The 25,736-nt window shown below is 73.2% G+C and carries 21 protein-coding genes; 4 read left to right on the plus strand and 17 right to left on the minus strand.

The genetic code is table 11. From position 1 onward, the window contains the following. Positions 1 to 5 precede the first annotated feature (5 nt). From ACGFIA_RS18040 to ACGFIA_RS18055, 4 genes are all read right to left on the minus strand, one after another. Positions 6 to 467 carry a DUF948 domain-containing protein gene (locus ACGFIA_RS18040; RefSeq protein ID WP_357386511.1) on the minus strand — a complete coding sequence of 154 codons (462 nt, stop codon included), beginning with the start codon at positions 465 to 467 and terminating at the stop codon, positions 6 to 8. A gap of 146 nt (positions 468 to 613) precedes the next feature. Continuing rightward, complete coding sequence (locus ACGFIA_RS18045; RefSeq protein ID WP_357386590.1) at positions 614 to 1,231, minus strand: hypothetical protein; 618 nt, start codon at positions 1,229 to 1,231, stop codon at positions 614 to 616. A 2,765-nt stretch (positions 1,232 to 3,996) separates the two neighbouring features. Continuing rightward, positions 3,997 to 5,487 (minus strand): replication-associated recombination protein A, encoded by a 1,491-nt coding sequence (locus ACGFIA_RS18050; protein WP_357386513.1) that lies wholly within the window; start codon positions 5,485 to 5,487, stop codon positions 3,997 to 3,999. A gap of 74 nt (positions 5,488 to 5,561) precedes the next feature. After that, a complete protein-coding gene (locus ACGFIA_RS18055; RefSeq protein ID WP_018785054.1) occupies positions 5,562 to 5,774 on the minus strand; it encodes a hypothetical protein in 213 nt (70 codons plus the stop codon). A 132-nt stretch (positions 5,775 to 5,906) separates the two neighbouring features. On the opposite strand from ACGFIA_RS18055, the gene ACGFIA_RS18060 reads away from it, so the two are divergent. Continuing rightward, the gene (locus ACGFIA_RS18060) at positions 5,907 to 6,110 is read left to right on the plus strand and encodes a GNAT family N-acetyltransferase (RefSeq protein ID WP_357386515.1); all 204 of its coding nucleotides are present in this window, start codon (positions 5,907 to 5,909) and stop codon (positions 6,108 to 6,110) included. A 103-nt stretch (positions 6,111 to 6,213) separates the two neighbouring features. Here the strand turns inward: ACGFIA_RS18060 and ACGFIA_RS18065 are convergent, their stop codons facing one another. The 3 genes from ACGFIA_RS18065 to aspS form a co-directional block, all read right to left on the minus strand. Next, entirely contained in the window at positions 6,214 to 7,572 is a 1,359-nt protein-coding gene (locus ACGFIA_RS18065) for an MFS transporter (protein ID WP_357386517.1), read from the minus strand. Next, a complete protein-coding gene (locus ACGFIA_RS18070) occupies positions 7,569 to 8,183 on the minus strand; it encodes a helix-turn-helix domain-containing protein (protein WP_357386519.1) in 615 nt (204 codons plus the stop codon). Before ACGFIA_RS18070 ends, ACGFIA_RS18065 begins: the two co-directional genes overlap by 4 nt. Positions 8,184 to 8,420: 237 nt before the next feature. After that, on the minus strand, positions 8,421 to 10,244 hold the full coding sequence (gene aspS / locus ACGFIA_RS18075) for an aspartate--tRNA ligase (RefSeq protein WP_357386592.1): 1,824 nt from the start codon (positions 10,242 to 10,244) through the stop codon (positions 8,421 to 8,423). 148 nt (positions 10,245 to 10,392) lie between these two features. On the opposite strand from aspS, the gene ACGFIA_RS18080 reads away from it, so the two are divergent. Then, a complete protein-coding gene (locus ACGFIA_RS18080) occupies positions 10,393 to 11,091 on the plus strand; it encodes a DUF998 domain-containing protein (RefSeq protein ID WP_357386521.1) in 699 nt (232 codons plus the stop codon). Between the two features lie 58 nt (positions 11,092 to 11,149). On the opposite strand, the gene ACGFIA_RS18085 is transcribed toward ACGFIA_RS18080, so the two are convergent. The 5 genes from ACGFIA_RS18085 to ACGFIA_RS18105 form a co-directional block, all read right to left on the minus strand. Continuing rightward, on the minus strand, positions 11,150 to 12,196 hold the full coding sequence (locus ACGFIA_RS18085; RefSeq protein ID WP_357386523.1) for an alpha-lytic protease prodomain-containing protein: 1,047 nt from the start codon (positions 12,194 to 12,196) through the stop codon (positions 11,150 to 11,152). Between the two features lie 610 nt (positions 12,197 to 12,806). Then, the gene (locus ACGFIA_RS18090; protein ID WP_357469174.1) at positions 12,807 to 13,133 is read right to left on the minus strand and encodes a beta/gamma crystallin domain-containing protein; all 327 of its coding nucleotides are present in this window, start codon (positions 13,131 to 13,133) and stop codon (positions 12,807 to 12,809) included. A 287-nt stretch (positions 13,134 to 13,420) separates the two neighbouring features. Next, complete coding sequence (locus ACGFIA_RS18095) at positions 13,421 to 14,353, minus strand: acyl-ACP desaturase (RefSeq protein ID WP_357469177.1); 933 nt, start codon at positions 14,351 to 14,353, stop codon at positions 13,421 to 13,423. 51 nt (positions 14,354 to 14,404) lie between these two features. Then, positions 14,405 to 15,745, minus strand: a complete 1,341-nt coding sequence (hisS, locus tag ACGFIA_RS18100) for a histidine--tRNA ligase (RefSeq protein ID WP_357386527.1) — start codon at positions 15,743 to 15,745, stop codon at positions 14,405 to 14,407. A gap of 40 nt (positions 15,746 to 15,785) precedes the next feature. Beyond that, complete coding sequence (locus tag ACGFIA_RS18105; RefSeq protein WP_357386529.1) at positions 15,786 to 16,505, minus strand: MBL fold metallo-hydrolase; 720 nt, start codon at positions 16,503 to 16,505, stop codon at positions 15,786 to 15,788. Between the two features lie 235 nt (positions 16,506 to 16,740). Between ACGFIA_RS18105 and ACGFIA_RS18110 the strand changes: the two genes are divergently transcribed. Together ACGFIA_RS18110 and ACGFIA_RS18115 are read left to right on the plus strand one after the other, a co-directional pair. Further along, the gene (locus ACGFIA_RS18110; protein WP_357469180.1) at positions 16,741 to 17,610 is read left to right on the plus strand and encodes a peptidylprolyl isomerase; all 870 of its coding nucleotides are present in this window, start codon (positions 16,741 to 16,743) and stop codon (positions 17,608 to 17,610) included. 87 nt (positions 17,611 to 17,697) lie between these two features. After that, entirely contained in the window at positions 17,698 to 18,543 is an 846-nt protein-coding gene (locus ACGFIA_RS18115) for a peptidylprolyl isomerase (RefSeq protein ID WP_357386533.1), read from the plus strand. A 75-nt stretch (positions 18,544 to 18,618) separates the two neighbouring features. Here ACGFIA_RS18115 and ACGFIA_RS18120 read toward each other — a convergent pair whose 3' ends face one another. The 5 genes from ACGFIA_RS18120 to yajC form a co-directional block, all read right to left on the minus strand. After that, a complete protein-coding gene (locus ACGFIA_RS18120) occupies positions 18,619 to 21,087 on the minus strand; it encodes a RelA/SpoT family protein (protein WP_393260992.1) in 2,469 nt (822 codons plus the stop codon). A gap of 227 nt (positions 21,088 to 21,314) precedes the next feature. After that, positions 21,315 to 21,881, minus strand: a complete 567-nt coding sequence (locus ACGFIA_RS18125; protein WP_357386535.1) for an adenine phosphoribosyltransferase — start codon at positions 21,879 to 21,881, stop codon at positions 21,315 to 21,317. A 97-nt stretch (positions 21,882 to 21,978) separates the two neighbouring features. Further along, positions 21,979 to 23,166, minus strand: coding sequence for a protein translocase subunit SecF (gene secF, locus ACGFIA_RS18130; protein ID WP_357469186.1), 1,188 nt, complete (start codon positions 23,164 to 23,166; stop codon positions 21,979 to 21,981). A gap of 1 nt (position 23,167) precedes the next feature. After that, the gene (gene secD, locus ACGFIA_RS18135; protein WP_357386539.1) at positions 23,168 to 25,081 is read right to left on the minus strand and encodes a protein translocase subunit SecD; all 1,914 of its coding nucleotides are present in this window, start codon (positions 25,079 to 25,081) and stop codon (positions 23,168 to 23,170) included. Between the two features lie 224 nt (positions 25,082 to 25,305). Then, the gene (gene yajC / locus ACGFIA_RS18140) at positions 25,306 to 25,650 is read right to left on the minus strand and encodes a preprotein translocase subunit YajC (RefSeq protein ID WP_357386541.1); all 345 of its coding nucleotides are present in this window, start codon (positions 25,648 to 25,650) and stop codon (positions 25,306 to 25,308) included. Between the last annotated feature and the right edge of the window lie 86 nt (positions 25,651 to 25,736).

Below are 25,736 nucleotides of genomic sequence, written 5' to 3' on the forward strand. Positions count from 1 at the left end.
CGGGGTCAGCGGTTGCCGCGCTTGGCGGCGCGACGCTGCTGCTTGATCGTGTCGCGCACCTCGCGCTCGGTCTCGGCGTGCCGGCGGGCGGAGGCGGCCCGGCGCACGCCGTACCCGAACGCGGCCACCTTGACCAGCGGGTTCGCGGCGGCGGCGGAGACCACCGTGGCCAGGTTCGCCACGTTCGCGGTGACGTTCTGCGCGTGGCTGGTCATGGTGTCCACCTTGGCGAGCTGGAGGTTCACCCCGTCCAGCGAGGTCTGCACCTGCTCCAGCGCCACGTTGACGTTCTTCACCGTGGTGTTCACGTCACCGAGCAGCGGCGTGGTGCGCTCGTTCACGTCGGTGATCATGCGGGTCGTCGCGTCCACGGTGTGCCGCAGCCGCAGGATCGGCACCGCCAGCACGAGCACCAGCATCAGGAACGCGCCGGCCGCGATCAGCGCAGCGATCTCTCCACCACTCACGCGTAAGTCCTCCTCAAGCAGTGTCCCGGAACCCGACGCCCCGGAACGCGCGACCGTACCTACCCACTTCGCGCCACGCCGACCCGGTCACCGGGCGCGGACGGGCGTGCCAGCCCCAGACCCTACCGTCCGTGATGAAAGTCGGCTCACGACGGTGAGGGGGTCGCCTCGCCCAGCGGGTCGTCGGTCAGGGTCGGATACGGATCCTCGCCGGTGAGTGACGGGTCGGTGGTCGGCGTCGGCCCGGTGCGCTCGTCGTCGATCGCGTTACGCACCTTCACCGACACCAACGAGCCGGTGCAGTCCGCCGCTGCGGGCTCGGCCGGCGCGGACGGCGCGGGCGCACCGTCGACCGGCGGGGGCGTGCAGGTGCGGTCGCGTACCCACAGGTCGAGCGTGAGCTCGTCCCGACGCCAGCAGGTGTAGCTACCCGGGACCTTCTCGTCCGGGCAACGGTCGACCTTCCAGCGCCGCCACCCGTCGCCGGCCAGCGCCTTTTCGTAGACCGCCACCGTCTCCTTCCACCCCTGTTCCGATTCGACGGAGCGTTCCCGCAGGCGGCAGTCCTGCAGGCACCAGCGGCTGCCGCTGACGTTGTCCACCGTGTTGCTCTGCGCCCAGCCGGGCACCTTGAGCTCGTCGAGGGTGTCGAAGACCGGATCGTGGCTGAGCGTGCGAATGCCGAAGTAGAGCGGCACCGCCCCCAGTAGCACGAGGCTGACCAGGGCGAGGATGCCCAGCCGAAGCCGGCTGCGCTCGCGCATCTGCCGGCGCAGCTCGGACCGGGCGCCGCGCAGGCCCCCGGCCTCCGCACCGCTGTCGTCCGCGCCGGGACCGCCGGGCCGCGGTGCGCCGACCGCGCCGGGCCGTGGTCCCGCCGGCTCCCCCGGGGGTACGGCCACAGCCGCCCGGGCCGCCACCGCGTTGCCCGGTCCGGGCCGGTCCGGGTCCGCTCCCGGTGGTGTCGCCCGGGCGGCGGTCCGCTCGTCCGGCGCCACCGGACGGGCCACACCCGCCGCCGCGCGGGCGGTCACCGGCGCACCGGGCGGCACCGGGCCGTCGCCCGACGGTCCCCGCGCGCCGGGGGCCACCGGCGGACGAGGCGCGGCACCGGGCCGGAGGGTGTCGTCGGGGCGGGCCACCCCACGCCCGTCGCCACCGGCCGGAGCACCACCGGGTCGCCCGCCACCGATCGGGATACCGCCGGTGCGCTCGCCGTCGCCGCGCGGGCCGGGGGCGACCGGAGCGCCACCGGGAGGTCCACCGCCCACCGGAATCCCGCCGGTGCGCTCACGGTCGCCGCGCGGACCCGGCCCGGCCGGACCGCCACCGGCAACGGGCGGGACACCGGGGCGGGCCGCGCCTCGGGCCGGGGCGGGCCGGGCCGGTCCCGGATCGGACGGCTGGGGGCGGGCCGACGGCACGACCGGACCGGACTGGTCGGGGCGGCGCGCCGGGCCGGCCGGTTCGGCATGCTCCGGCGCACCGGGACCGGACTGCCCGGGTCGCCGGGAGCCCGGCTCGGGACGCACCGGCGGGACGGCGACGCCGGCCCGGCCGCCGGGCGCCTCCGGCACGGCGCCCCGGCTGCGGGACACGTCGGGTGCGGCATCCCGGCCACGGGACACGTCGGGTGCGGCATTCCGGCCGGTGGGTGCCTCGGGTGCGGCATTCCGGCCGCCTGGTGCCTCGGGTGCGGCGCTCCGGCCGCCTGGTGCCTCGGGTGCGGCGCTCCGGCCGCCGGGCGTGCCACGACGGGCGGCCGGCGGGGTCGGGCCGGTCGTCGGACCGCCGGACACCGGCGCGCCCGGCAGGTCCGGCGCGTTTCCGCTGCGCGGCACGACCGGGGCTCGGTCCTGGGCGGCCCGCCGGCCGGCACCCGGCGCGGGTGCGGGAACGTGGTGACCGGCCGTGGGCTCCTCGCGCCGCGCGCGTCGCCCGCCACCAGAGACGGGAGCGGCGTCCGGAACGGCGCGACCGGCCGGCCCGCCGGGCACGCCGCCTTCCGGCGCGGCGCGACGGCCCGCGCCGGAGACCGGCCGGGTGCCTGGTGGAACATCGTCGGAACGGGTCCGGCGGCCCGCCCCCGAGACCGGCCGGGTGCCGGGGGCCACGTCGTCGGGCCGCGCCGGGCGCGCTCCACCGGGGACCGCCTGGACGGCTCCGGTGTCCTCGGCGCGGGCCCGGCGGGCCCCACCGGAGACCGGCTGGATGCCGGCGGTGTCGTCCGGCCGGGCTCGTCGTCCGACCGGGGCCGGCGGCATCGCCGGGTCGCCTCCGGCCGGATGCGGGCCCTCCGGCCCGGCGCCGTGCCGACCGCGAGGGGTCGGTGGTACGCGGGTGTCGCCGTCGACGGGCGGCCGGCCCAGGTCGGCGGGTACCCGGCCGGACGGCGGCGGCGGGCCGGGTGGGACGCGGGTGCCGGCGACCGGCGGCTGCTGGCCGGTCGGTCCGTCCGCGCGGCGGCGGTACGGCGCATCGGGCGGCCGGGGCGCCTCGGGCACGCCGGGCCAGGGACCGTCGGCGGGCCGGCGCGGGGCGGCGGTTTCGGGGCCGCCGGGCCAGGGACCGTCGGCGGCCCGGCGCGGGGCGCCGGTCTCGGGGCCGGTGGGTCGCACCGGCGGCGCGGCCGGAGCAGGCCCGCCGGGGCGGCGCATGACCGGGGGACGTGGACCAGGCCGGCCGTCGCCGGGCGTCTCCGGACCGGGCCGGCCACCGCCGGAGGGCGCGTCCACCACAGGTGGGCGGACCCCCGACGACGGGCCCCCGGCCGGGGGCGGGTCCATGCCGGGCCGGCCGGCCGGCGGTGACGGGTCCATGCCGGCCCGACCCGGGAACGCGGGCGGGTCCACGCCCGGCCGTCCGGGGGTCGGAGGCACTGCGGCGCCGGGGCGGCCCGCGGCCGGGGGCGCAGCCGGGCCGGAACGGCCGGTCGCGGGGGGCATCGCCGGGTCGGTTCGGTCGCCCGGGACGGGACCGCCCGGCCGGGAACGACCCGCGGTCTGTGGCGCGACGGGCGACGGCGGTACGGACCGGCCCGGAGCCTGGGGTGGCGCCGCCGGGGGCGGTACGGGCCGGCCGGGACCATGGGGTGCGGTGGCCGGGGGCGGTACGGCCCGGCCGGGACCCGAGGGCACGGCGGCCGACGGCGCACCGGGCGGGGCTGCCGACGGAGGCGGCACCGGCTGACCGGTCGAGGGCTGCGGCGCGCCCGGAGCCGGGGGCCGCGGGGCCGTGCGGCCGGCGGCCGGCGGCATGCCGGGGCCCGGGCTCGGGGCGGCCGGCCGGGCCGGGCCGGGACGCGACGGGTCGGTGCCGGGATGCGACGCCGGGAGATCCCCGTCCGGCCCGAGTTCACCGCCCTGCTGCTTGGCGGTACGCAGGTCGTCGATCCAGCCGAGCTCCTCGCCGACGACTGTCGGGTCCAGCTCGGACTCGGCCCGGCCGCGTCCCCACCGGCGGCCCTTGCCCCGCGGGTCGCGCCGCTCGTCGGGGCCGTCCGCCGGCCGCTCCGGACCACGCGCCATCACTACTGACCCCCCTCGGCGGCGTCGCTGCCGCCCTCACTCGCCCCGCTGGACTGCTCGCCGCCCCCCACCCGGGCCCCGTTCGCGGCGGCCGGGGCGCCGGCCTCCGCGCGGGTCGCCGGAGCCGGCAGCCCGCGGACGATCCGGCGCAGCAGCGGCAGCCGGGTGGCCACCGCCCGCTCCGCGCCGTGCCCGCTGGGCTGGTAGTAGTCGGTTCCGACGAGGTCGTCCGGAGCGTACTGCTGGGTGACCACCCCCCGGTGGTCGTCGTGCGGGTAGCGGTAGCCGGCGCCGTGACCGAGGCCCCGCGCGCCGGAGTAGTGGGCGTCGCGCAGGCCGCGCGGCACCGGGCCACCACGACCGGCGCGTACGTCGGTGACGGCGGCGCCGATAGCTGTGGTGGCTGAGTTGGACTTCGGCGCGGTGGCCAGGTGGATGACCGCCTGGGCCAGGTTGAGCTGTGCCTCCGGCAGGCCCACGTACTCGACCGCGTGGGCGGCGGCGGTGGCCACCGTCAGGGCGGTGGGATCGGCCATGCCGACGTCCTCACTCGCGAAGATCACCAGCCGGCGGGCGATGAACCGGGCGTCCTCCCCGGCCACCAGCATCCGGGCCAGCCAGTGCAGTGCCGCGTCCACGTCCGAGCCGCGCATGCTCTTGATGAACGCGCTCGTCACGTCGTAGTGGGCGTCGCCGTCCCGGTCGTATCGCACGGCCGCCACGTCGACCGCCTGTTCGGCCACGGCCAGGTCGATCCGGCCGGTGTCGAGCGCTGTGGCGGTGGCCGCCGCCGCCTCCAGTGCGGTGAGCGCCTTGCGCACGTCGCCCCCGGCGAGCCGGACCAGGTGGTCCTCCGCCTCCTCGGCCAGCACCAGCGCGCCGCCGAGCCCGCGCTCGTCGGCCACCGCACGGCGCAGCAGCCCGCGTACGTCGTCGTCGTCGAGCGCCTGGAGGGTGAGCAGCACGCAGCGTGACAGCAACGGCGAGATGACCGAGAAGTACGGGTTCTCCGTGGTCGCCGCGAGCAGCGTGACGGTACGGTCCTCGACGGCGGCGAGAAGCGAGTCCTGCTGGGTCTTGCTGAACCGGTGCACCTCGTCGATGAACAGCACCGTGGGCGGGCCGCCGGACCGGCGTTGGCGACGGGCGGTGTCGATCACGGCACGGACGTCCTTCACGCCTGCGGTCAGCGCGGACATCGCCACGAACCGCCGGTCGGTGGCCCGGGCCACGAGGTGGGCGATGGTGGTCTTGCCGCTGCCCGGCGGCCCCCAGAGGATCACCGACAACGGCGCCGCGCCCTCGACCAGCTGACGCAGCGGCGCCCCCGGCGCGAGCAGGTGTTCCTGCCCGACCAGCTCGTCGATGCCCGCCGGCCGCATCCGCACAGGCAGGGGCGAATCCGCCCGGGTGTCGGTGAAGCCGTCGGTGCCGCCCGCGCCCGCGGGTGCGCCGGCCGGCTCGCCGAGGGTGAAGAGGGCGTCCGATTCCATCACGAGAACAGTACCGGGCCGGGCCGACGACGCCGGAATCGCGCCGCCGACCCGACCCGGGTGGTCTTTTCCGGTCAGCCGCGACCCGGCCGCCGGCCCCGGTACCACCGGCCGCCACCGCCGCCGCGCGGGCCGGAGCCGACGCCGGCCAGGTAGAGCGAGAGCAGCAGGAAGCCGATGAGCATGAGGGTCGAGGTGCTGAACAGATCGGGCGCGCCGAGGTCGGTGTTCATGAAGTCGAGCAGCAGCGCGAAGCCGAACACGATGGCCGCGAGAATGGCGAGCATGTCGTTCCTCCGGTGGGGGTTCCCAGCAGGTCGGCGACGGATGTACCCAATCGGTCTGTTCGTCAATCTCCACCGTGGAACGGACGGTGGCTCGACCTCCGGCACCGGCCCTGATGCTCGTACGCTGACGGAATGATCACGGTCGACGAGGTGCTGACCGGGCGGGCCGCGCTGCTCGCCTGCGGCGCGGATCGCAGCCGAGGGCTGGGCGCGGCGCTGACCGCCGGGATGACGCGTGCCCTGTTCGGCAGGTACGACGTCGTGGCGCTGGGCGTCCACCCGGACAACGTGGGCGCGATCCGGCTGTACCGGCGGCTCGGCTTCACCGCCGCCTAACGCCGCACCTCCGTCGCGCTCGCCTGACCCGCAGCGCCCGCCCGGGCCCGCTTCCGCGTGAGTGGCTCGCAACGGGGGCCCGGGCCGGGTGCGGGGGCCGGGCTCAGGCGCGGCCGGCGGGGGCCGCTGCGGCGGTCGCGTCGTGGGACGGGCCGGGCTCGGCGACCAGGCCGGCGTGGCCGGGGCCGCCGCCGGTCACCTCCGGTTCCACAGTGGTGTCCGGCGGGGTACGGCGACCGGCGCGCCAGGCCGGCAGGTAGAGCGGCGCGGCTACTGCCAGCACCACACCGCCGACGACCATGGCGACGCCGACGCTCGTGGCGTCGGCCAGCGCGGTGAGCGTGACCGCGCCGAGCGCGCCGGCCGGCTGGGCGGCCATCGAGTTGAGCGACAGCACACTCGTCCGGTACGGCCCGTCGACCTGCCGGTGCAGCAGTCCCATGTGCAGCGGGTTCGACGCGCCGTGCACGGTGTAGCAGGCCAGGTACGCGATGAGGATGCCGACCGGGCCGGCCAGCAGGCCCATGCCGACCACCGTCACGCCCTGCAGGATCCGCATCAGCGCGGCGGCCGGGGCGGCGCCGAGACGGCGCAGCAGGAACGGGGTGAGCGCGGCGCCGGCGGCGTTGGCGAGCCAGGCCGCCGTGCTGGCCGGGCCGAGCAGCGCCGCAGCGCGGTCCGGGTCGCCGAGCACCTCGGCGAGGCGCACCGGCAGCAGCGACTCGAAGGTGACCATGCCGAAGCCCCAGAACAGTTCGACGGCGACCAGGGCCGCGAGCACCCGGTTGCGGCGCAGCAACCCGACTGCCTGCCCGACCATCCGGGGCGCGTCGACCACGGAGGCGCGCAGCGCGGCCGGGCCGGACGCGGGCCGCCGCTCGGCCATCAGCGCCAGCAGCGCCACGACGGAGACGGCCTGGAGGACGGCGGCGACGATCACCGGCAGCGCGAGGGCACTGACCGGGCCGACCGGGCCGAGCGCGACCAGGCCGCCGCTGAGCAGGGCGCCCGCGCCGATGGCGACACCGATCACGGTGCCGGCCCAGCCGAGGCCGCGCTCGTACTCGGCCTTCGGGTCGACGGCGAGCGTGGCGTCGACGTACCAGGATTCCATCGGGCCGCTGTCGAGCGCCCGGTAGACGCCCTGCAATGCCCAGACCAGGAAGAACATCCAGAACGAGTCGGCCACCGCCATCAGCGCCAGCGAGCCCAGGCCGAGCACCCAGGCGACGACAAGCACCGGTTTGCGCCCGAGCGCGTCGGCGAAGCCGCCGGTGGGCAGCTCCAGCGCCAGCACGACGAGGCCCTGCGCGGTGGCGACGAGGCCGATCTGGGACAGCGTGAGCCCGCGCTCCTGCATCAGCAGGATCATCACCGGCATGAGCAGGCCGCTGGGCAGCCAGCGCAGGCCGTACAGCGTGAGGTAGCGGGTCCGGATCTGGCGTACGGACAGCGTGGTCACGGCTTCTCCTCGGCGGGCGGCGGGGTGGACCGTGGGTAGGCCGCGTCCATCGGCAGGGCGGCGAGGTAGAACTGCACCGTCTCGGCGTCGGGGTCGTCGGGGTCGGTGGCGTCGCGGTGCCGCTCGAAGACCGCGAAGACCTCGTCCTGGATCACCTTGAGGCGGTCGGCCGGAATCCGCATGAAGAAGTCACCCATACCGAAGCCGTCGCGCCAGGCCGGCGACCACCGGTGCCGCTGGGCGAACCAGCGTTCGGCGTGCTGGGCGAAGAAGCGGACGTAGTCCGCCTCGATCCACTCGATGGCCGCCCGCGCGTCGGGGTCGTCGTCGAAGTCGCTTGATTCCCAGTTCGTGACGTCGTGCGCGGCCCGCCAGTAGCGCTGGCGGCCGGTGCCGAGGCTCGGGTCCTCCACCACGAGTCCGACCTCGGCGAGTTGGCGCAGGTGGTAGCTGGTCGCGCCGCTGTTGGTGCCGAGCGCCTCGGCGAGGGCGGTGGCGGTGGCCGGGCCGCCCACGCGCAGCGCCCCGACCAGCCGCATGCGCAGCGGCTGCGCCAGGGCACGGACCTGGCGGTGGTCGATGCGTACGGTGCGCTCCTTCTTCTCCTCCATGAGATGCACAATATCTGTGCACACTTTCCATGCACAAGATGCTTGCAAAGAATCCGTGCAACTAGACGTACAGCTCGAAGATCCCCCGCAGGCGGGTCCGCAGCAGCCCGGTGGCGCGGGTGGAGTCGAGCACCACCTCACCGGCCGCTGGCACGCACCACGAGCAGTCTCATCACTCCCCCTGAAGATCGAAGAGGCCCGCGTCATCATGACGCGGGCCTCTCCGGCAGGTGACGATCAGGTGGGGTCGGCCACCGGGGCGGCCGGGCCGGCGGTGCCGGCGTGCGGACCGGCCGGCGCCTTCGGCTTGGCGTCGATGCCGGCCTCGGCGCGCTGCTGCCCGGTGATCGGGGTGGGCGCGCCGGTCAGCGGGTCGAAGCCGCCCCGGGTCTTCGGGAACGCGATCACCTCGCGGATCGAGTCCGCGCCGGCCAGCAGCATGCAGACCCGGTCCCAGCCGAACGCGATGCCGCCGTGCGGCGGGGCGCCGTACTTGAACGCCTCCAGCAGGAAGCCGAACTTGTCCTGCGCCTCGTCGGCGGTGATGCCGAGCAGGTCGAACACCCGCTGCTGCACGTCGCCGCGGTGGATACGGATCGAGCCGCCGCCGATCTCGTTGCCGTTGCAGACGATGTCGTACGCGTACGCCAGCGCCCGGTCCGGCGCGGACTCGAACCGGTCCACCCACTCGGCGTTCGGCGAGGTGAACGGGTGGTGCACGGCGGTCCAGCCACCCGCTCCGCCGTTCTCCTGGTCGGAGGTCGGCTCGAACATGGGCGCGTCGACCACCCAGCAGAACGCCCAGGCGCTCTCGTCGACCAGGTTCGCCCGCTTGGCGATCTCGATCCGGGCGGCGCCGAGCAGCTCCTGCGCCTCGCGGGTGTTGGTGCTCGCGGCGAAGAAGATGGCGTCGCCGGGCTTCGCGCCGACCGCGTCGGCCAGGCCGGCCAGGTGCGCCTCGGACAGGTTCTTCGCCACCGGGCCGCGCGGCTCGCCGGTCTCGGCGTCCAGCACCACGTACGCCAGGCCGCGCGCGCCGCGCGCCTTGGCCCAGTCCTGCCAGCCGTCCAGTTCCTTGCGGGTCTGCGCCGCGCCGCCGGGCATGACCACCGCGCCGACGTAGCCGCCCGCGTCGATCGCGCCCGCGAACACCCGGAACGCGGTGCCGCGCAGGTAGTCGGTCAGCTCGGTCAGCTCCACGCCGTAGCGCAGGTCCGGCTTGTCCGAGCCGTACCGGGACATGGCGTCGTGCCAGGTGATGCGCGGGATCGGCCGCGAGATCTCGTAGCCGGCGAGGTCCTTCCACAGCGCCGAGACGATCGCCTCGCCGAGGTCGATCACGTCGTCCTCGGTGACGAACGACATCTCGATGTCGAGCTGGGTGAACTCCGGCTGCCGGTCGGCGCGGAAGTCCTCGTCGCGGTAGCAGCGGGCGATCTGGTAGTACCGCTCCATGCCGCCGACCATCAGCAGCTGCTTGAACAGCTGCGGCGACTGCGGCAACGCGTACCAGCTGCCCGGCTGGAGCCGCACCGGCACCAGGAAGTCGCGGGCGCCCTCCGGGGTGGAGCGGGTCAGCGTCGGCGTCTCGATCTCCAGGAAGTCGCGCTCGTGCAGCACGCCCCGGGCGATCTGGTTGGCCCGCGAGCGCAGCCGCATGGCCTTGGCCGGGCCGCCCCGCCGCAGGTCCAGGTAGCGGTACTTGAGCCGGATGTCGTCACCGGCCTCGATCTGGTCGTCCACCGGCAGCGGCAGCGGCGCGGCCTCGGAGAGCACCTCCAGCGCGGACGCGGTCACCTCGACCTCGCCGGTGGGCAGGTCCGGGTTCTCGTTGCCCTCCGGACGGCGGGTCACCTCGCCGGTGACCTTGACGCAGAACTCGTTGCGCAGCGCGTGCGCGTCCTCCTCGCGGAAGACCACCTGCACGACGCCGGAGGCGTCGCGCAGGTCGACGAAGATGACGCCGCCGTGGTCGCGCCGGCGGGCCACCCACCCGGCGAGGGTCACCGTCGAGCCGGCGTCCGCGGCGCGCAGGCTTCCGGCATTGTGGGTACGGATCACGGCTGGCGTCTCCTCAATCTGGTCCACTCACTGCTCCCCGCATTCTGTCAGGGCGGGCGGGCCCGTTCCCGGGCACCCGTCGAGCCCGGCCCCTCCCGGGAGGCGACAAAGCCCGGTGGCGCGCGTCGCCGGCGGTTACCGTGGCCGGGTGCGTGCCGTACCGAGCTGGGCCGTGGCCACCGCGGCCGCCGCGCCCGCGCTGCTGGTGGCGGGCTGGACGGTGGCCGGCGCCCGCCAGCCGGCGGGATACGACCCGGTCCGCGACACGATCAGCGAGCTGGCCGGCGAGGGCGCTACCGATCCGTGGCTGATGGGCGGCGCGTTGGTGCTGCTCGGCTGCTGCTACTGCGCCACCGCCGCCGCGCTGCACGCCGCCGGGCTGCCCAGCCGTTTCCTGCTGGCGATCGGCGGGGTGGCCACCGTCGCGCTCATCGCGTTCCCCCGCCCGCAGGTGGGCGGCTCCCCGGCGCACGGCGTGGTGGCCACGGTGGCGGTGCTCGCGCTGGCGCTCTGGCCGGCCGGAACGGCGCTGCGCCTGCCCCTGCGGGTGCCGCGCGAGGTGGCCGCCTCCCCGGCGGGCCGGCCGCCGTGGGCGTTCCGCCGGCCGGTGGCGCTGGCCGCGACGGCGGTGCTGCTGGCGCTGTTCGGCTGGTCGGTGGTCGAGGTGACGGGCGGCTCCCGGACCGGGCTGGCCGAACGGGTGGCGGCGCTCGCGGTGACGCTCTGGCCGCTGGCCGCCGTGCTGTCCGCGCGGCTGGCGCACCGGCACTGGGCGGCCCGGCCGGCCGAGCCTCCGCGGCCGGGCGGGCCGCCGGTCAGTCCCGGCCGCCGGGGCGCGGGCGCCTGATCGGGTACGCGGAACGGGCCGCCGGTCGCCCGGCGGCCCGTTCGTGGGAGTGCGTGGATCAGAAGACGCTCACGCCGTAGACGCTGAGCGGCTCGGTGACCGGCTGGAAGTAGGTCGTGCCACCGGAGGAGCAGTTGCCGCTGCCGCCGGAGGTGAGGCCCAGGGCGGTGGTGCCGGCGAACAGCGAGCCGCCACTGTCGCCCGGCTCGGCGCAGACGGTGGTGCGGATTAGGCCGGAGACGCTGCCCTCGGCGTAGTTGACGGTCGCGTTCAGCGCGGTGACGCTGCCGCTGCGCACGCCGGTGGTGCTGCCGGAACGGCGGACGGACTGGCCGACGTACGCGTTGCCGGCCGAGGTGATGTCCTGGGTGCTGCCGTTGTAGAGCGAGACGTTGCCGGCCGCGTTGGCCGAGTTGCTGTGCCGCACGATGCCGTAGTCGTTGCCCGGGAAGCTGGTGCCGGTCCGGGTGCCGAGCACCGTGGTGCGGCTGGAGTTCGAGTACCAGGTCGAGCCGATGTTGGTGCAGTGCCCGGCGGTGAGGAAGTAGTACGTCGAGCCGCTACGCACGTTGAAGCCGAGCGAGCAGCGCCCGCCGCCGGCGTAGATCGCCTGGCCGCCGGAGATCCGGGTGCTCAGCACGCCGGCCTCGGCCTCGATGCGGATCGCACCGTTGTGCCGGGCGGCGGCGGCCTTGACCCGCTCCAGCTTGGCGCCGGTGACGGTGCTGTCGATGGAGACGACGACCTGGTTCGTGGCCGGGTCGGTCCACCAGGCGGTGCCGGGGATCTTCGCGGAGCGCTCCAGCTCACCGGTGGCGGCGTTGAGCTTGTCCGCGCCGCGCGCCACGATCTTCGGGATGGCGCCGGCGTCACGCACCTGGCGGGCTGTCGCGGTGTCGGTCACCGTGACGATCATCTTCCCGCTGGCGTCGGCGTACGTGCCGGCCGCGCGGGCACCGAGCTTCTCGACGAGGGTGGCGGCGGCGTCCGGCGAGAGGGCCGTGGGGGCGGCCTGCGCGGGTGCGCCGAGGAGCGAGCCGGTGACCAGGGTGCCGGCGACGGCTACTGCGGCGGCGCGGCGGAGCGTGGACCTCGTGGGTCGCATGTAACAACCTCCGAATGGGGGTGAACGGGCGCTGTCATGGGGGCGCGCCCGAGGACAACCCGGGTGACCTGGGGAAACCTCCCGGATGCCCAAAGTATTCACACATTTAAGATCATAAGCAAGACATGGCTTTGCCCGGATTCGCACCCGCGCGCGATGTAACACCGAAGCAACAACATCGACACCATCTGTCAGAACCGGTTCAGGGTCGCGGCGGTGGGACCCGGCACCGCGCGGCTCGGCGATCTCGCGCCCTCGGCGCGGCCCGAGCCGACCGGACCTCGCCGCCACAGTCGCGGTGCGCACGCTCAGCAAGCGAGCCCTCCAGGTCGGCCAGGCGGCGCCCACCCCAGCCGAGCACCTGGTCATTGCCGAGCGCGGGAGGCCCGTATGCCCTCAACGGCGCACGCCGCCGAAGATCGGGCGGAGTACGACCAGGGTGCGCATCCGACAGGGAACAATTCCCCAGACAATGAAGCAAGCCCTGGACGCCCACTAGGGCGTTCAGGGCTTGCTTCAGGCATACCAGCCTTGTTCGAGGATGCGCGACAAGCTCCGGTCTGGGCGTCTGAAAAAACAACGCGCCGGGCGCGAGTCAGCGCAGGCGCGACTAGACGATCCTGACCGCCGTAATAGTCTTGCCGGGGGCCGGGAAAGTCGTGGACTCACCGGGGTTGTAGTAAATCATGTCTCCGTTCGAGAGCGTCACGAAAGCCGTGTTGTTCCCGGCCTTGATACGAACCACACCGTTGATGGTCGTGTACGCCGTACCCGCACCACTGTAGCAGTGGTGATAGTTGAGAGCCGTAATGATGTCCACGGTAGAACTGGTGCATGACACCTTCGAGATGGCGAAGGCGGGCGTGCCGGGAATAGCAGCCAGAGCGAGCCCCGTGGCGGCCGCTGCGGTGATCGCTCGCTTTACCCCTCGTCGCATAGGTAGCACCTTTCTCGTCGGCAGATTCCGGCACACGAGGTTGCCATTCGACAACTCCGCGCGTTGAGAAGAACGCTATCATGAAGGTAGATGCATGACTACCTTTGATCGAAACCATCGCCTTCTCCATGATGTCAACCGATTTACGCACTGCGTTTACCGGCTGCAGCAAATACGTGCCGAGCTGCGGCTTCGATCCGTTGAGCGACGCCTCGTCCGGCGCCCTTCACCATGCCGTACCGAGGATTCTCGGTAGCTCGCTTCGGGCGGGGAGGCGCGGCGTGGGGTTAGCGTGCAAGCAGGCGAGTGGCCCTGGCCGCGCGCCTCTCCTCGAAGCGGGACGCCTGGGTCTCCAGGGTGTCGAGGTGCTCGGCGATCTGGTCGCGGGCGGCCTCGCCGTCGGCGTTCAGGCCGGTCACGTCGAACAGGTTCCACTGGCGCAGCACCGGCATCACCACGTCGTCGCGGTGCTGGCGCAGGTCGTAGATGCCGGCCAGCGCGATCGCCACCGACTTGCGGGCGAAGCCGTCGATGCCCACGCCCGGCATCTGGAAGTCGGCCAGCACGTCGGCGACCGCGCGCATGGCCTGCGACGGGGCCAGCTCGAACGCGGCACCGAGCAGGTTGCGGTAGAAGACCATGTGCAGGTTCTCGTCCGCGGCCACCCGGGCCAGCAGCGCCTCGCACGTCGGGTCGCCGGTGGCCCGGCCGGTGTTGCGGTGCGAGATGCGCGTCGCCAGCTCCTGGAACGACACGTACGCCAGCGAGTGCAGCATCTCCTGGTCGTGCGCGTTCTGGTAGCCCGCCGACATGTGCACCATGCGGGCCCGCTCCAGCCCCACCGGGTCCACCGCCCGGGTCACCGTGAGGTAGTCGCGGATCGCGGTGCCGTGCCGGCCCTCCTCGGCGGTCCACCGGTGCACCCAGGTGCCCCACGCGCCGTCGCGCCCGAACAGCGTGGCGATCTCGTGGTGGTACGAGGGCAGGTTGTCCTCGGTGAGCAGGTTGACGATCAGCGCGGTCCGCGCCACCTCGGGCAGCGTCGAGTCCTCCGGCGACCACGCCTCGCCACCCAGCGGGCCGTCGAAGGTGCGGCCCTCGCTCCACGGCACGTACTCGTGCGGGAACCACTCCTTGGCCAGCGACAGGTGGCGGTCGAGGTTCTTCTCGACCACCGGCTCGAGTTCGGTGAGCAGAGCGGTCTGGCTGAGCACGGTCACGACGTTCTCCCTACGGTGGCGTAACTTACGCCACCGTAGGTCGAAACGTCTTCAGACGCCAGTGCCGGCCGGGCCGACCAGCGGCTTCAGGTCCGCCCGGGGCGGCGTCCACTCCCCCGCCGAGGCCGGCACCTGCTCGCCGGAACGGATGTCCTTGACCTCGTCACCGTCCGCGCCGGGAAACCAGACGTACGGGATGCCGCGCCGCTCGGCGTACCGGATCTGCTTGCCGAACTTGGCCGCCGACGGGGACACCTCGGTGGGCACACCGCGCGAGCGCAGCGCCGCCGCGACCGCGTCACTGGCCGCCCGGTCCTCCTCGGCGGTGACCGCCACCAGCACGCAGGTCGGCACCGAACGGGACACCGACAGCGCCTCGGCGCCGAACAGCAGGCCCAGCAGCCGGGTCACCCCGATCGAGATGCCCACCCCGGGGAACCGGACGTTGCCCGAGCTGGCCAGGTTGTCGTACCGGCCGCCGGAGCAGATCGAGCCGAACCGCTCGTAGCCGATCATCTGCGTCTCGTAGACCGTACCCGTGTAGTAGTCCAGGCCCCGCGCGATGCGCAGGTCGGCCACGCAGAGGCCGGGCGCGTGCGCGGCCGCGGTCTCCACCACCGCGGTCAGCTCAGCGACGCCCTCGTCAAGCAGCGGGTCGCTCACCCCGAGGCCGCGCACCGCGTCGGCGAAGGAGGCGTCCGGCGCGGAGATCTCGGCCAGCGACAGCACGGCCTTGGCCTGTGCCTCGCTCGCCCCGGCGGTGCTCGCCAGCAGCTCCGTCACCCCGGCCGGACCGATCTTGTCGAGCTTGTCCACGGCACGTAGCGCCGCCTCCGTGTCGGTCAGCCCGATGCCCCGGTAGAACCCCTCGCAGATCTTGCGGTTGTTGACCTGGATGCGCACCGGCGGGATCGGCAGCGACCGCAGCGCGTCGCCGATGACCAGCGGCATCTCGGCCTCGTAGTGCGCCGGCAGCGTGTCCCGGTCGACGATGTCGATGTCGGCCTGGAGAAACTCGCGGTACCGGCCCTCCTGCGGGCGCTCGCCCCGCCAGACCTTCTGGATCTGGTAGCGGCGGAACGGGAACTGCAGCTTGCCGGCGTTCTCCAGCACGTACCGCGCGAACGGCACGGTCAGGTCGAAGTGCAGGCCGAGCGCGTCGTCACCGGCCGGGCCGTCGGCGTCGGCCTGCAACCGGCGCAGCAGGTAGACCTCCTTTGCGGTATCCCCCTTCCGCAGCAACTGATCCAGCGGCTCGACCGAGCGGGTCTCCAGCGGCGCGAAGCCGTACAGCTCGAACGTGGCGCGGATGCGATCGAGAACGAACTGCTCAATCATCCGCTGGGCGGTGGTCCACTCCGGGAAGCCGGAAATGGGCGTGGGCTTGCTCATCACGAACTCCTTGAGAACCCGCGCGGGCGCGGGCGAGGGTCTAGAGGCCTCGGGTGGGCGCGGCCGGGCGCGCGCCGCCGGTGCCCGCCACCTCGACGAGGAACGGGTTTGTCGCGCGCTCGCGGCCGATCGTGGTCGCGGGGCCGTGGCCGGGCAGGACGACCGTGTCGTCGGCCAGCGGGAGCACCTTGTCCCGCAGGCTGGACAGCATCCGGGGCATGCTGCCGCCCGGCAGGTCGGTACGGCCGATCGAGCCGGCGAACAGCACGTCACCGGAGAGGCAGATCTGCTCCGCCTCCCAGGGCGAGCCGGCGCCGGGCAACCGGAACAGCACCGACCCGCCGGTATGGCCGGGAGCGTGGTCGACGGTGATCTCCAACCCGGCGAGCGACAGCGTCGCGCCGTCGGTCAGCTCGGCCACGTCGTCCGGCTCGGCGTACGGCAGCCGGCCGCCGAACAACTGGGTCAGGTCCATCGACAGCGCCTTGCTCGGGTCGGCCAGCAGTTCCCGGTCGTCCGGGTGGACGTAGGCGGGGATGCCCCGCGCGCCACAGACCGGGGCGACGGAGAACGTGTGGTCCAGGTGGCCGTGGGTGAGCAGCACGGCGGCCGGGTGCAGGCGGTGCTCGGCGAGCACGGCGTCGAGCTGGTCGAGCACCCCGATGCCGGGGTCGACCACCACGCACTGCTCCCCCGGCCCGGTCGCCACCACATAGCAGTTGGTGCCGAAGGCGTCTGCGGGAAAGCCGGCCACGAGCACGTCGCTCCCCTTTCCGTCCGGTCGTCGTCCCCTGCAGCCTAGTCGCAGCGGCGAGCGGGTTTCGCCCGCCACCGGCCCCGCCTGCCCCGGCCGGGCTGAGACGGCGGGACCTCGTACACCACATTCACAGTCGCTACCCGTACACTCTGGCGGGCGTGTGGCGTGGCGCACCCCGATCGGAACGGCGGACGGCGCCCGGCGCCGGCGGCGATCAGGCAGAGGAAGGGGAGCACACGTGGCTTCCAGCAGGGACCGGCAGCGCAAACTGGCGCGCGCCAAACTCGATCGGCAGCTCGCCCGGCGGGCGGCGGCCGCGAAGCGCCGCCGGCAGATCCGGGCCGGCGTCGGTGCCGCGGTGGTGCTCGTGCTGATCGTGGCCGGCTCCGCCTGGGCGCTCGGCGCGTTCGACTCCGAGCCGGAGAAGAAGGCCGCCGAGGACGTCTGCCTCTGGACCGCCGAGGACGGCGCCGTCAACACCAACCTCAAGGACGTCGGCCAGCCGCCCACCACTGGCCTGCCCACCTCGGGCACCCGCCCGATGACGATCACCACCAACCAGGGTGGGCCGATCACGGTGGAGCTGGACCAGACCGACGCGCCGTGCGGCGCGGCGAGCCTGAGCTACCTGGCCGGCCGGTCGTTCTTCGACAACACCACCTGCCACGAGATCACCGCCGAGGGCGCGCTGCGCTGCGGCGACCCCACGGGCACCGGGCTCGGCGGCCCGACCTACTCGTTCTACGACGAGAACGTCCCGACCGCGCCGGAGCCCGACCCGTCGGCCTCCCCGGCGCCCGGGCAGCCCCCGGCGTACCCGAAGGGCACGGTCGCCATGATCGGCAACCCGCCGGGCAGCAACGGCAGCCAGTTCCTGATCTTCTTCAAGGACGCCAGCCCGGCCAAGCCGGCCTACTCCGTGGTCGGCAAGGTCACCGGCGGCCTCGACGTGGTGGAGAAGATCGGCGCCCTGCCGACGATGGACAATGGCAATGGCGCCAAGGTCAAGCCGAAGACGCAGGTGCTGGTCCAGAGCGTGACCGTCGGCGAGCCCGGCGCGGCACCGGCCGGCAGCCCCGCGCCGTCGCCCAGCGCCAGCGCGGGCTGACCCGACAAGCCGATCCGGCGGCCGCCGGCGGTGTCAGACATGATCCGGCGCGCGCGCCGACCCATACGCAGCAGGTGAGGAGTGACCGTGACGTCCACCAGAGACCGCCAGCGCGCGGCGGCGCGAGCCAAGCTCGAACGGGAGATGGCGGAGCGGGCCGGCCGGGCCCGTAAGCGCCGGCAGACCCAGGCGATCGTCGGAGCCGCCGCGGTGCTTGTGCTCGTCGTGGCCGGCACGGTCTGGCTGGCCACCTCGCTCGGCGGTGACGACGACGAGCAGCAGGCGGGCGGCGCCACCGGCGCGGGCTCCGTGCAGTGCGCGTACACGGAGGTGCCCAAGGAGGGCCGGCCGCCGCAGATCAAGGACGTCGGCCTGCCGCCGGCCCAGCAGGCGGGCAAGGGCACCCAGACGCTGACCATCGACACCAACCTGGGCCAGATCACCGCCAAGATCGACCGCGCCAAGGTGCCCTGCACCGCCGGTAGCTTCACGCATCTGACGGAGAAGGGCTTCTACAACAACACCAAGTGCCACCGGCTGGTTACCGAGGGCATCAAGGTGCTCCAGTGCGGCGACCCGAGCGCCACCGGGAAGGGCTGGCGGGACACCGACGGCATCGGCGGGCCGTCGTACAACCTGGCCGAGGAGAACCTGCCCACCGACAAGCGCCCGCCGTACCCGGAGGGCGTCATCGCGATGGCGAAGTCCAACCAGCCGGGCAGCACCGGCAGCCAGTTCTTCATCGTGTACGGCGACTCGCCGCTCGACCCGAACTACACGGTGCTGGGTACCATCACCGACGGCATGGACGTGGTGAAGCAGGTCGCCGCGGCCGGTGACGACGGCGCGTTCGCCAAGCAGGCCGGCGGCGGCCACCCGAAGAAGGAGATCACCATGACCAAGGTGACCATGAGCCCGATCCAGGGCGGCTGACCGCACCCACGACGACGAAGCGCCCGCCGGCTGCGGATCCAGCCGGCGGGCGCTTTCGCGTGCGTCGTGGGTGGCTCAGGCCCCCGAGGTGACCCGGTACGCGTCGAACACGCCGTCGACCTTGCGGACGGCGGCCAGCAGGTGCCCCAGGTGCTTCGGGTCGGCCATCTCGAAGCTGAACCGGCTCACCGCCACCCGGTCCCGGGTGGTGGTGACTGTCGCCGACAGGATGTTCACCCGCTCCTCGGACAGCACCCGGGTCACGTCGGCGAGCAGCTTGTGCCGGTCCAGCGCCTCGACCTGGATGGCGACCAGGAACGTCGAGGCCGACGTGAGCTTCCAGCTCACCTCGACCACCCGCTCCGGCTGGGCACGCAGGTCCTCGGCGTTGGCGCAGTCGTCCCGGTGCACGCTCACCCCGCCGGAGCGGGTGACGAACCCGAAGACCGAGTCCGGCGGCACCGGCGTGCAGCAGCGGGCCAGCTTGATCCAGACGTCGCTGACGCCGCGGACCACCACGCCCGGGTCGGCGCTGCTCTGCCGGCTGCGCGGCGGCCGGGTGGCGACGGCGGTCTCGGCGATGTCCTCCGCCGCGCCCTCCTCGCCGCCGTAGGAGGCCATCAGCTTCTGCACCACCGACTGCGCGGAGACCTGGCTGTCGCCGACCGCGGCGTAGAGCGAGGCCACGTCGGCCAGGTGCAGGTCCCGGGCGATCGCCATCAGCGCGTCCGACGTGAGCATCCGCTGCAACGGCATGCCCTGCTTGCGCATCGCCTTGACGATCGCGTCCTTGCCGGCCTCGATCGCCTCCTCGCGCCGCTCCTTGTTGAAGTACTGGCGGATCTTCGTACGCGCGCGCGGGCTCTTGACGAAGCCGAGCCAGTCCTGCGTCGGGCCGGCGGTGTCGGACTTCGACGTGAAGATCTCGATCACGTCGCCGTTTGAGAGCGTCGACTCCAGCGGCACCAGCTTGCCGTTGACCCGCGCGCCGATGCACTTGTGCCCGACCTCGGTGTGCACCGCGTACGCGAAGTCCACCGGCGTCGACCCGGTCGGCAGCGGGATGACGTCGCCCTTGGGGGTGAAGACGTACACCTCCTGGCTGGACAGGTCGAACCGCAGCGCGTCCAGGAACTCGCTCGGGTCGGCCGCCTCGCGCTGCCAGTCCAGCAGCTGCCGCAGCCAGGTCATCTCGTCGATGTGCGCCGGCGGGCCCACCACCGGGGTGCCCTTGTGCTCCTTGTACTTCCAGTGCGCGGCGATGCCGAACTCGGCCGTGCGGTGCATCGCGTACGTGCGGATCTGCATCTCCACCGGCTTGCCGGTGGGCCCGATGACAGTCGTGTGCAACGACTGGTACATGTTGAACTTGGGCATCGCGATGTAGTCCTTGAACCGGCCCGGCACCGGCTGCCAGTTGGCGTGGATGACCCCAAGCGCCGCGTAGCAGTCCCGCACCGTGTCGACCAGGATCCGCACACCCACCAGGTCGTAGATGTCGTTGAAGTCGCGTCCCCGCACGATCATCTTCTGGTAGATCGAGTAGAGGTGCTTCGGCCGGCCGGTCGTCTCCGCCTTGATCTTGGCGGCCTTCAGGTCGGTGGACACCTTCTGGGTCACCTGGCGCAGCAACGCCTCGCGCTGCGGCTGATGCTCCCCGATCAGCCGGTTGATCTCCTCGAACCGCTTCGGGAACAGCGTGCCGAAGGCGAGATCCTCCAGCTCCCACTTGATCGTGTTCATACCGAGGCGGTGCGCCAGCGGGGCCAGGATCTCCAGCGTCTCCTTGGCCTTCTGCTCCTGCTTCGGGCGGGGCAGGAAGGTGAGCGTCCGCATGTTGTGCAGCCGGTCGGCCAGCTTGATCACCAGGACGCGGGGGTCCTTCGCCATCGCCACGACCATCTTGCGGATGGTCTCGGCCTTGGCCGCGTCGCCGAGCTTGACCTTGTCGAGCTTGGTGACGCCGTCGACGAGCAGCGCGACCTCACCACCGAAGTCGGCGCGCATCTGGTCGAGCGTGTATTCCGTGTCCTCGATGGTGTCGTGCAGCAGCGCCGCCACCAGCGTGGTGGTGTCCATGCCCAGGTTCGCCAGGATGGTCGCCACCGCGAGCGGGTGCGTGATGTAGGGGTCGCCGGACTTGCGGTACTGCCCCGAGTGCCACCGCGCGGCCGTGTCGAACGCGCGCTGGAGCAGCCGCGCGTCGGCCTTGGGGTGGTTCTCCCGGTGCGTCGCGATCAGCGGCTCCAGCACCTCGCTGACCTGCGAGGTCTGCCAGGGCGCGTTGAACCGGGCCAGCCGGGCGCGTACCCGTCGGCCGGTGGGCGCGTTGGAGAGGGCGAAACCGCCGCCGGCCGGGGATTCGGTGGAGCCCTCGGTCGGGAACGGCACCACGACCGCCCCGCCGTCGGCGGTCGCGTCGGACGCGCCGGTGGCACCGATCGCCCGCGCCGGCGGGTTGCCGCTGCGCTCGGTCACCGAGCCGTCCGCGTCGCCTGTCGGGTGCACCGTGCCCTCCACCGGAGGGACGACATCGTGGGACACCGGCCTCCTCACCGCTCGCCGGAATGCGCCGGCCGTCCGGCCGACGTCTGGTTCAACCGGCCCGGGGGCCGGTGTTGTTCCACGCGGTCGCCGGGGGCCGGGCCCCGGCGCCTTCGCCGCCCCGGACAGCTCGGCCGGGGCGGGCAAAGGGCAATGCTACCCGCACGCAGGGTACGCCACCGCTCCCCCGGGCGGTCGGTGCCGACCGCCCGGACGGGCCGGCCTGGTCAAACGGTCAACAGGGCATGGACCGGGCGCGGTGCCAGCCGCTCACGGCCGGCCAGGAAGCCCAGCTCCAGCAGCACGGTGAACCCGGAGACCGTCCCGCCGGCGCGTTCCACCAGGTCGAGCGTCGCCTCGGCGGTGCCGCCGGTGGCGAGCACGTCGTCGAGCACCAGCACCCGGTGACCGGCGGTGAAGGCGTCCTGGTGCACCTCCAGCGTCGCCTCGCCGTACTCGAGCGCGTAGGAGGCCGAAAGGGTGGCCCGGGGCAGCTTGCCGGCCTTGCGCACCGGCACCACGCCGACCCCGGTGGCGTACGCGACCGCCGCGGCCAGCACGAACCCGCGCGCCTCGATGCCGGCGACGGTGTCGAACGAGTCCGGCCCGTGGTGGGCGATGATGCCGTCGATCACCGCCCGGAACGCCTCACCGTCGGCGAACAGCGGCATCAGGTCCTTGAACACGACACCCGGCTTGGGGAAGTCCGGCACGTCCAGCAGCCGACTGGCGACGAGCTGGGCGACCTCCGGGCCGATGTCTCCGCGTATCCCTGCGGTGTGGGTCTCCGTCACGGTATGTCCCATGTCCTCTCGAAACGACGACGGCGTCCGTCATGCCGTGACATCAGCATGGCGGACGCCGTCGAACCAATTCCGTCCGGTCCTACGGTCAGCGGCGCTTGCCGCCGGGCCGGTTGCCGCCACCACCGGCGGGACGACCGCCGCGGGCTCCGCTGGGGCGCTTGCCGGTCGGGCGGGCGCCCACCTTGGGCGCGGCGCCGGCCAGCGCGGCCGCCTCCGGGTCGATCGGCGCGTCGGCGACCGGCGCGGCGGCCGGCCGGCCCTTCGGCGTGATCTCGCCGCGGGCGAGCGCGGCCCGGCGGGCCTGCACCCGCTTGTTGTGCGCGCTGATCCGGGGGTCCATGTTCTTCAGCAGCACCAGCAGCGGCGTGGCCAGCAGGATCGAGGTCAGGAACGCCACCGCCATACCGACGAACAGCACCAGGCCGAGGTCCTTCAGCGTGCCCGCCCCGAGCAGGCCGGCACCGATGAAGAGCAGACCGCCGACCGGCAGCAGCGCCACCACCGAGGTGTTCAGTGACCGCATGAGGCTCTGGTTGAGCGCCAGGTTGGACGCCTCGCCGTAGGTGACGTTGTTGTTCGCGGTGATGCCGCGCGTGTTCTCCTGCACCTTGTCGAAGACCACCACCACGTCGTAGAGCGCGAAGCCCAGGATCGTGAGGAAGCCGATGATCGTCGACGGGGTGACCTCGAAGCCGACGAGCGAGTAGATGCCGGCGGTGAGGACCAGGTTGGTCAGCAGCGAGATGATGGCGGCGACCGCCATCCGCCACTCGAAGCGCAGCACCAGGTAGATCGACACGACCGCGATGAAGATCAGCAGACCGAGGAAGGCACGCGAGGTGACCTGGCTGCCCCATGCCTCGGAGACCTGGCTGCCGCTGATCTGGTCGGCCTGGATGCCGAACTCCTGAGCGATCGCGGCCTTGGCCTCGTTCGCCTGCTCGGCGGAGAGCTGCCCGGTGCGCATCTCGTAGAACTCGCCGCTGGTGCCGCCGACCTTCTGCGCGCTCACCACCTCGACGCCGGGCGCCTCGTCGGCCAGCACCTCGTCGACCACCTGCTCGGCCCGGTCCAGCGTCCCGACGCTGGCCGGCACCTGGAACGAGTTGCCGCCGGCGAACTCGATGCCGAGCTTGAACCCGCTGATCGCGAAGCTGAGCACGGCGACGAGCACGAGCAGGCCCGCCACGCCGAACCACACGTTGCGGCGCCCGACGATGTTGAGATCCGCCTCGCCCCGGTAGAGCCGGGCGGCAAGACCGCTCTTAGCCATCTCAGGCCTCCTTCACACGCGGGTTGCGGGCGGTGCCCGGCTCGGCCGACCGGGCCGGGAGCGCCCGGCCCAGACCGCTGACCCGCGGCGACAGGAACGCCTTGGTACGGGCGAACATCGTCATGATCGGGTGGCGGAAGAGGAACACGACGACCAGGTCCAGCACGGTCGCCAGGCCGAGCGCGAAGGCGAAGCCCTTCACCGCGCCGACCGACACGATGTAGAGCACCACCGCCGACATCAGCGTGATGGCGTTGGCCGAGATGATCGTCCGTCGGGCCCGGATCCAGGCGCGCGGCACCGCGCTGCGTGGACTGCGGCCCTCCCGGATCTCGTCTTTCAGTCGTTCGAAGTAGATGACGAACGAGTCCGCGGCGACGCCCAGCGACACGATCATGCCGGCGATGCCGGCGAGCGTGAGCGTGAAGCCGATCGACCGGCCGAGCACCACGAGCGCGCCGAACACCAGGAGCGCGGAGAGCACCAGGCTCAGGAAGATGACCGAGCCGAGCAGACGGTAGTAGAAGAACGAGTAGATGATGACCAGCAGCATGCCGATGCCGGCGGCCAGCAGACCCGCCTTGAGGTGGCTGTCGCCGAGCGTGGCGGTGACGTTCTGCTGCTCCTGCGGCTCGAAGGTGACCGGCAGCGCGCCGTAGCGCAGCTGGCTGGCCAGCGCGTTGGCGGCCTTGCTGTCGAAGCTGCCGGTGATCTGCGAGTCACCGGTCAGCACGCCCTGGATCTCCGGGGACGAGACGATCTCGTTGTCCAGCACCACGGCGACGCGGCACTTGCCGTCCTGGCCGAGCGCGGTCTGGTCGCAGGCCTGGCCCTCGTTGTTGAACGCCTCGCGGGTCAGCGCGGTCCACTTCTCCTGGCCCTTGCCGGTGAAGTTCAGGCTGACCACCCAGGAGCTGGTCTGGTCGAGCTGGGCGGAGGCGTCCTTGACATCGGTGCCGAGCACCTTCGCCACGTCCAGCAGGTATTTCGCGCCGGACTCGCAGGCGACCGCCTTCTGCTTCTCGTCCTTGATCGAGGCGGCGGGCCGCGTGTCGAGCTGGGCGCAGGTGATGGTCGGGACGTTGAACTGCATCTCCACCGGCAGGACCGCGACCTCCTGCGGGGAGAGCGTGCCGAACGGCTTGAGCTTGTCGGCCAGCGACGGGTCGGTGGTCAGGTCCGCCGGGGCCTGCAGGCCGGAGGCGGCGGCCCAGGCGGGCGCGCCGACCTTCTGCTCGACGGCCTTGCGCTGCTGCTCGATGCTCTGCGGCACCGGCTCGGCGCTGGCGCTCGGGCTCGGGCTGGCGGCGCTCGGGCTCGCGCTCGGCGCGGCGGCGCTCGGCGTCGCCGACGGGGAGGCCGGGGCCATGCCGCCCTGGCCGCCGGCGCTCGGCGACCCGCTCACCTTGGGGCTCGCGCTCGCCTTCGGCGACGCGCTGCCCGACGGCGCCGGGCTGGCGGACCCGGACGGGGTGGCGCTGGGCACCGGCGCGGGCGCGGCTGCGGCGCCACTGCCGTCGGTGGCCTTGAGCACCTTGCGGAAGCGCAGCTCGGCGGCCTCACCGACGTCGGTCAGGTCGCGGTTCTGGCCGGGCAGGGAGATGACGATGTTGCGGTTGCCCTCGGTCACCACCTCGGCCTCGGCCACGCCGTAGGCGTTGACCCGGCTCTCGATGATCTGCCGGGCCTCCTCGAGGTTGTCGGCGGTCGGGGGCTTGCCGTCCACGGTGTTCGTGGCCTCGAGCGTCAGCCGGGTGCCGCCGACGAGGTCCAGGCCGAGCCGGGGCTCCAGCCGGTCCTTCCAGCCGCCGCTGGCGCCGCCCGAGAAGAACACCAAAAGATAGAGGACGACGAAGATGAAGCCGAGTACGGCGAGCTGCCGTCCGGGCCGCATCTGTCCCTGAGGTGGTGCCACGGCTGTCCTGTCTCCCTGTACGGTCGCGCCGCTTCCGCGGCGGCGACAACTGTCGGGCCGGGGGTGTCCGCCCGACTGCTCCGGCGGGTCGGCACCGGAGCACGGCACGCCGGCTGGTGCGCGGCGTGGGGGCGCCGCACGGCCCGGCCGGATGCCGACGCCGGGCGCCGACCCCAACTATCCACTTGTACGGATGAATCCGCTGCCCCGTCCGGGGCGGGTGGTCACTCCTTGACCGGCTCGGCGTCCTCGGTGATCGTCTCCTCAGCCGGAGCCTCGGCGCGCTTGATCACCCGCGCGACGGCGGGGCGGGCGTACCGGGTCTGCACGCCGGGCGCGACCTCCAGCAGGACCGTCTCGTCCTCGACCGCGGTGACCGTGCCGTGCAGGCCGCCGATGGTGACCACCTCGTCGCCCGGGGCGAGGGCGGACTGCATCTGCTCAGCCTCGCGGCGGCGCTTCTGCTGCGGACGGATCATCATGAAGTACATGACGACGAAGAGCAGAGCGATCATGAGGATCGGCGTCAGACCGCCGGCTCCTCCGCCACTCGCTGCTGCGTAAAGCACGGTGTAGACCTTCCGGTTGGCGTCCGCCCCGGCGCCGGAGGGCGCCGCAGCGGAAGCGAATTCTCACGTCCTGTACAAACGCGGCG

The sequence above is a fragment of the Micromonospora sp. NPDC049203 genome, from assembly GCF_043197215.1.
Lineage (GTDB): Bacteria > Actinomycetota > Actinomycetes > Mycobacteriales > Micromonosporaceae > Micromonospora.